Origin of the sequence: Ruegeria sp., from assembly GCF_028066395.1 — a bacterium.
In the GTDB taxonomy this organism is placed as follows: domain Bacteria; phylum Pseudomonadota; class Alphaproteobacteria; order Rhodobacterales; family Rhodobacteraceae; genus Ruegeria.
This window is the reverse complement of sequence record NZ_JALCBM010000001.1, coordinates 121,223-126,620: the sequence shown is the minus strand read 5'-3', so window position 1 is coordinate 126,620 and position 5,398 is coordinate 121,223. Positions and strand designations below refer to the sequence as shown.

Here is a 5,398-nt window from a genome sequence, read left to right as displayed (position 1 = left end):
GGCAGGTTTCGGTCATCCAGTTCGATATGCGAAATGCGGGTCATTGGCGTCGTGGTCCGTTCAGGTCAGGTCAGACCTATATCAACAGTTCATCCGGAGCAATGTGAGTTAGGTTATGCCTTTGCGGCATTTCAATCATTCAGACGTTCCAACCGGGCAATCACCGACAGACCGTGCGCCTCAAGGCTTTCCGAATTCGCAAGCCGGGCGGCGCTGGGGCCGATGGCGCGCAGGGCCTGCGGGGTCATCTGGCTGAGCGTGGTGCGTTTGAGGAAATCCATCACGCTGAGACCCGAGGAGAACCGGGCCGAGCGCGCGGTGGGCAGGACGTGGTTGGGCCCGCCGACGTAATCGCCAATGGCCTCGGGCGTGTATTGGCCCAGAAAGATGGCTCCGGCGTGCAGGGTCTTGGTGCTCAGCGTGGCGGGGTCGGCGACGCACAGTTCGAGGTGTTCGGGGGCGACACGGTTGGACAGGGCGGCGGCCTCATCCAGATTGCGCACGGTGATCACGGCGCCAAAGTCGCGCCAGCTGGCCCCGGCGATCTCGCGCCGTTGCAGTGTTTCCAGCCGTTTGTCGACCGCCTGCGCCACCTGCTGGCCAAAGCTCGCGTCATCGGTGATCAGGATCGACTGGGCGCTTTCGTCATGTTCGGCCTGGCTGAGCAGATCAAGCGCGATCCAGTCGGGGTTGTTGTCCTTGTCTGCGATCACCAGAATTTCCGAGGGGCCCGCGATCATGTCGATGCCCACCTTGCCGAACACCCGCCGCTTGGCCGCCGCGACAAAGGCATTGCCGGGACCGGTGATCTTGTCCACCGAAGCGATGGTTTCGGTGCCGTAAGCCAGCGCCGCAATCGCCTGCGCGCCGCCGATGCGATAGATTTCGTCCACGCCGGACAGTTGCGCCGCCAGCAGGACCACCGGGTTCACCTGTCCGTCCGGCGTGGGCACGGCAATCGCCAGCCGTTCGACCCCAGCCACCTTGGCCGGAATCGCATTCATCAGCACTGACGAGGGGTATGAGGCCAACCCGCCCGGTACATACAGCCCTGCCGCCGAGACCGCCGACCAGCGCCAGCCCAGCGTCGCGCCGGTCTCATCTGTCCATTCGTGATCGGCGGGCATCTGTTTTTCGTGATAGGCGCGGATGCGGTTGGCCGCCAATTCCAGCGCGGCGCGGTCATCCTCGGCAACCTGTGCCACAGCCTCGGCAATCTCAGCTGCCGAGAATGCCATCGTTTCAGGCGTCAGGTCCAGCCGGTCGAACTTGGCCGTGAGTTCGATAACTGCCGCATCGCCCCGGGACCGAACGTCCTGAATGATCTGCGCCACGGCGGCATCCACATCAGGGCTGTCTTCGCGCTTGGCCGACAGCAGCGTCTGAAAGGCGGTTTCGAAATCAGCGGATGTGGTATCGAGGAAAACGGGCATGGTCAGGAACTCCGGTCAGGTGCCCCGGGTCATAGCGCCGGGGCGGGGTGCCCTCAACCCTCAGTCCGTGGGGTGCAGCGATTTGCGCATCGGAAATTGCGGGATACCGTGCCACTCGCCCGGTGTGCCCGAGGGTTCCCAGCCCCGCGCGGCATAGAAATCGCGCCCGGTGCAAGATGCATCCAGATAGGCCACGCGGCATCCAGCCTTCGAGAGTTCACGTTCCAGCCGCGCCAACAGCGCGCTTCCGATCCCGTGCCGGGCGTGGTCCGGGTCAACATAAAGCAGTGAGACTTCCTGACCGTCCCGAATCCCGCCGATGCCCGCCACGGCGCCGTCCTGTTCGGCCAGCCACAGCAACGCACCGGACTCGATCCACCCCCGGATCGCCTCGGGCGACTTGTTCGCCGTCCACAGGGCAATATTGTCCGGGTCGTTTTTGTGATCCGCCGCGCAAAGCTCGGTGATCGAGCGGATCAGTACGCGGCTCAGATCAAACACATCGAACAGGTTTGCCCGGCGCAGCGCGATCCCCTTTGGCGGATTGCCAAACGCCTGCGCTATGCCCCGCTTGTTCTGCATTCAGTCCGGATGCTGCGGCGCATGCCCCGAGGGCGCGCGGTAGGGACGGGTGACGTCCTTGAGCGAGGCATCCAGAGCCTCGACCGTCAGACGGATCGCGCCGTCCCCGGCCAGCGTCAGCAGGATTTGCCCGGCTCCGTCTTCACCCGGTTCGAATGAAACCGACAGCAGCGACATCACCATATCCTTGTCGCTGCGGTCGATGCCCTGACTGGCGACCGACAGGACGGAATCAAAAACCAGCACCGATTGCACCCGCTCGAAAGGCCGGTTGCGGCGGGTTGCGGCGTCCTTATCCTCCCAGCGGAAGCGGTTCAGCAGCAGGGCAAAGCGGCGCTCGGACGGGCGCCAGGTGATTTCGGTCACCGGGAAAATCGCGTCCTGAGTCAGCGTTGCGATGACCTGCAGGTCATCCCCATCCTCAGCGCCCAGGTTCAGCGGCGCCTCGCGCCCGTCGTGAAAACTTGCGTCTGTCATCAGCCTTTGATCCGTTCGATCCTTGCGCCTACGCCTTCCAGCTTGCGCACCACATGTTCATAGCCGCGATCCAGATGATAGACCCGGCTGACCACCGTCTCGCCCTCAGCCGCCAAACCGGCCAAGATCAGCGATACCGAGGCCCGCAGATCCGTCGCCATCACCGGCGCGCCCTTCAGGCGATCCACGCCAGTGACGGTGGCGGTGCCGCCATGGACCTCGATATTCGCGCCCATACGCACCAGTTCGGGCGCATGCATAAAGCGATTCTCGAAGATGCGTTCTTCAAGAACGGACACACCTTCGGCAGTACACATCAACGCCATCATCTGCGCCTGCAAATCGGTCGGGAACCCGGGGAAGGGTTCGGTCACCACGTCCACAGAGGTCACGCGCCCGTTCTTGCGGGCCACTTTCAGACCCTTGGCGGTCTCTTCAACATTCACCCCCGCCGCATCCAGCTTTTCGGCAAAGGATTCGACCAGAGACATACGTCCGCCCAGCAACTCAACCTCACCGCCGCAGATGGCCGGGGCCAGCATATAAGTGCCCAGCTCGATCCTGTCGGTCACAACCTGATGCGTCGCGCCATGCAGGCGATCAACACCCTGAATTTCGATGGTCGGGGTCCCTTCACCCGAAATCTGAGCGCCCATCTTGCGCAGGCAGTCCACCAGATCGACAATCTCGGGCTCGCGTGCGGCGTTTTTCAGAACCGTGGTGCCCTTTGCCAGCGTTGCGGCCATAACGATGTTTTCCGTCGCACCGACCGAGGCAAAGCGCATCTCATGCACCGCCCCTTTCAGCCCGCCGGGTGCCTTGGCGTGCAGATAGCCATCCTTCAGCTCAATCTCCGCGCCCAGCGCCTCAAGCCCCTCGACATGCAAATCCATCGGCCGCGCACCAATCGCACAGCCGCCGGGCAGGGACACCACTGCCTGCCCCAGCCGCGCCAGCATCGGGCCCAGCACCAGATTCGACGCCCGCATCTTGCGCACGATGTCATAGTCAGCGGTGTGGCTGGTCAGGTCATGGCTGGACATCGCAATGACCTGCCCGTCCTGCAATTGCGACACCTCGGCCCCAAGCGATTGCAGCAGCTGGGTCATCGTCTTGATGTCGCTCAGCCGCGGCGCGTTTGTCAGCGTCAGCGGTTCATCGCTCAGCAATGTGGCGGGCATCAGCGTCAGGCACGCATTCTTGGCCCCCGCAATCGGTATCTGCCCGTTCAACGGGCCGTTGCCCGTCACCAGAATCGAATCCATCTGCTCTTATCCCTCGTCCTTGCCGGCTTTGTCGTCCGAGGCCGCCCGCGCCTTGGCTTGCGCCTTGCGCCGCGCCATGTTCGCCTTGAGCGCAGCCTTCAACCGCTCTTCGCGTGCATCCCCGGATTTGCCGTGTTTTTTGGGTGAATTTTTGTCTGCCATTATCTTTCTCTACAGGAGACGCAAAAAACCGTCCAGACACCCTTGCGCCCCGTTTCGTTTGAGTCTAATCACCCGCCCACAGCGCTGCTGTAGCTCAGAGGTAGAGCACTCCCTTGGTAAGGGAGAGGTCGAGAGTTCAATTCTCTCCAGCAGCACCATTTCTCACATTTGTCCACAGAAACCCCCTGACACCTTGAACGGTAAAGTGGTTTTAGTGTTCCATACACACCTTCTGGCGTAAATTTCATTGGCTCAGAAAGCGCTCGTCTAAGGACTACCTAGCGCACTGTGTAACTTCCGTTTTTAAATATACCCAAGGCCATGAACCGAATAGCTTTAGGGGCATAGACGAAAGGTTCGTTTGAAAACAATATCAATTGCAGTCCCGGGCAATCAACCAATGAGGTGCGATAGCGGTCAATCTGCCAACACATTGCTTTTACTTGGTAAAAGTGGTGCCCGGGGGCGGAATCGAACCACCGACACGAGGATTTTCAATCCACTGCTCTACCCCTGAGCTACCCGGGCACGGGAACGGTGTTTGCCGTTGGGTGCAGGCCTTCTATGACTTGGCAGGGGCAGTGTCCAGAGGCTTTTTGAGATTTTTTCAATGCGGGCGCGAAGGTTTGATTTCGGCCTCGTCCAACTCGGCATCCATGTCCTCTTCGCGCTGCGATGGGACCGCGTAAGAGCCGTTCAGCCACTTGGCCAGATCGATATCCGCGCAGCGTTTGGAGCAGAATGGGCGGAAGGCGTGCTCAGTGTTTTCACCGCAGATCGGGCAGCTCATTTCAGCACCTCTGCCAAGGGGATACGGCCGCGTTTGCGTTGCAGTTCGAAATGCCCCAGAGGGGTCCAACCGGCCAGAATGGTCTCTTCGGAATCGGATTTGAACGCGGCGCGCAGGGTGGATTCGAAGCCGCGGCGGTCTTTCTTGGGCATCGGTGCCAGATCCAGCGTGATCTGCCCGCCCAGACCGCGCACGCGCAGAGCGCGGGGCAGGGCTTTTGCGCAGGCGAAGTTGGCCTTGGTTCCGGCGGCCAGAGAGGTGTCGTTGCCTGTATTCACATCCACCGCGACCAGCGCGCGGGTGGGTTGGATGTAAAGGTGGCCACCGCCGGGAAGCGGTTCGGCAATACCTTTCGCCGTCTCCAGCGCATCCAGCACCCCGTGGGTGTCAAAACTGCCCTCTGCGGTTGCCACTTCGGCGGGATCGGTCCAGTCGCGCCAGGCCAGAAGATGTGGGCCGTCGCCTTCGCTGAGCGTCTCAGGCTCAGAGCCGGGATCGTTCATCACCTGTTCGGCCTGAGCGCGCATGGCCGAGATGTCCTCGGCAATTTCGGCCTCATCCGCGCCTTGGCAACAGGACCTGAGGATCAGGCCATAGGCGCAATCTTCCATCTGCGCGTGGGCGATTTCCAGCAGGCGATCCCGTTCGTCCTCGTCCCGGATACTGCGCGAGATGTTCAGGCCCGGCGC

7 protein-coding genes and 2 tRNA genes are annotated in these 5,398 nt (G+C 61.8%); 1 reads left to right on the top strand and 8 read right to left on the bottom strand.

Annotated elements, in window-relative coordinates:
- Positions 1-131: 131 nt before the first annotated feature.
- From hisD to MPJ51_RS00650, 5 genes are read right to left on the bottom strand one after another with little or no spacing between them, the layout of a single operon-like run.
- A complete protein-coding gene (hisD, locus tag MPJ51_RS00670) occupies positions 132-1,433 on the bottom strand; it encodes a histidinol dehydrogenase (RefSeq protein ID WP_298381061.1) in 1,302 nt (433 codons plus the stop codon).
- A 60-nt stretch (positions 1,434-1,493) separates the two neighbouring features.
- On the bottom strand, positions 1,494-2,015 hold the full coding sequence (locus MPJ51_RS00665; RefSeq protein WP_298381060.1) for a GNAT family N-acetyltransferase: 522 nt from the start codon (positions 2,013-2,015) through the stop codon (positions 1,494-1,496).
- On the bottom strand, positions 2,016-2,492 hold the full coding sequence (locus tag MPJ51_RS00660) for a DUF2948 family protein (RefSeq protein ID WP_298381059.1): 477 nt from the start codon (positions 2,490-2,492) through the stop codon (positions 2,016-2,018).
- A complete protein-coding gene (gene murA / locus MPJ51_RS00655) occupies positions 2,492-3,757 on the bottom strand; it encodes a UDP-N-acetylglucosamine 1-carboxyvinyltransferase (RefSeq protein ID WP_298381058.1) in 1,266 nt (421 codons plus the stop codon). Before murA ends, MPJ51_RS00660 begins: the two co-directional genes overlap by 1 nt.
- 6 nt (positions 3,758-3,763) lie before the next feature.
- On the bottom strand, positions 3,764-3,919 hold the full coding sequence (locus MPJ51_RS00650) for a hypothetical protein (protein ID WP_170576133.1): 156 nt from the start codon (positions 3,917-3,919) through the stop codon (positions 3,764-3,766).
- An 83-nt stretch (positions 3,920-4,002) separates the two neighbouring features.
- Here MPJ51_RS00650 and MPJ51_RS00645 point away from each other — a divergent pair.
- Positions 4,003-4,077: transfer RNA gene (locus MPJ51_RS00645), tRNA-Thr, on the top strand.
- Positions 4,078-4,372: 295 nt separating this feature from the next.
- Here MPJ51_RS00645 and MPJ51_RS00640 read toward each other — a convergent pair.
- The 3 genes from MPJ51_RS00640 to MPJ51_RS00630 all read right to left on the bottom strand — a co-directional run.
- Positions 4,373-4,447, bottom strand: a tRNA-Phe gene (locus tag MPJ51_RS00640).
- 79 nt (positions 4,448-4,526) lie between these two features.
- Positions 4,527-4,709 (bottom strand): DNA gyrase inhibitor YacG, encoded by a 183-nt coding sequence (gene yacG / locus MPJ51_RS00635; RefSeq protein ID WP_298381057.1) that lies wholly within the window; start codon positions 4,707-4,709, stop codon positions 4,527-4,529.
- A partial coding sequence (locus tag MPJ51_RS00630) for a ribonuclease E/G (protein WP_298381056.1) occupies positions 4,706-5,398 on the bottom strand: 693 nt, incomplete at its 5' end. The genes yacG and MPJ51_RS00630, both read right to left, overlap by 4 nt.

Bases quoted from the DNA above. Each gene is read 5' to 3' on its own strand.
- MPJ51_RS00660 (WP_298381059.1), bottom strand. From the start codon at position 2,492: ATGACAGACGCAAGTTTTCACGACGGGCGCGAGGCGCCGCTGAACCTG.
- MPJ51_RS00650 (WP_170576133.1), bottom strand. From the start codon at position 3,919: ATGGCAGACAAAAATTCACCCAAAAAACACGGCAAATCCGGGGATGCA.
- hisD (WP_298381061.1), bottom strand. From the start codon at position 1,433: ATGCCCGTTTTCCTCGATACCACATCCGCTGATTTCGAAACCGCCTTT.
- yacG (WP_298381057.1), bottom strand. From the start codon at position 4,709: ATGAGCTGCCCGATCTGCGGTGAAAACACTGAGCACGCCTTCCGCCCA.
- murA (WP_298381058.1), bottom strand. From the start codon at position 3,757: ATGGATTCGATTCTGGTGACGGGCAACGGCCCGTTGAACGGGCAGATA.
- MPJ51_RS00665 (WP_298381060.1), bottom strand. From the start codon at position 2,015: ATGCAGAACAAGCGGGGCATAGCGCAGGCGTTTGGCAATCCGCCAAAG.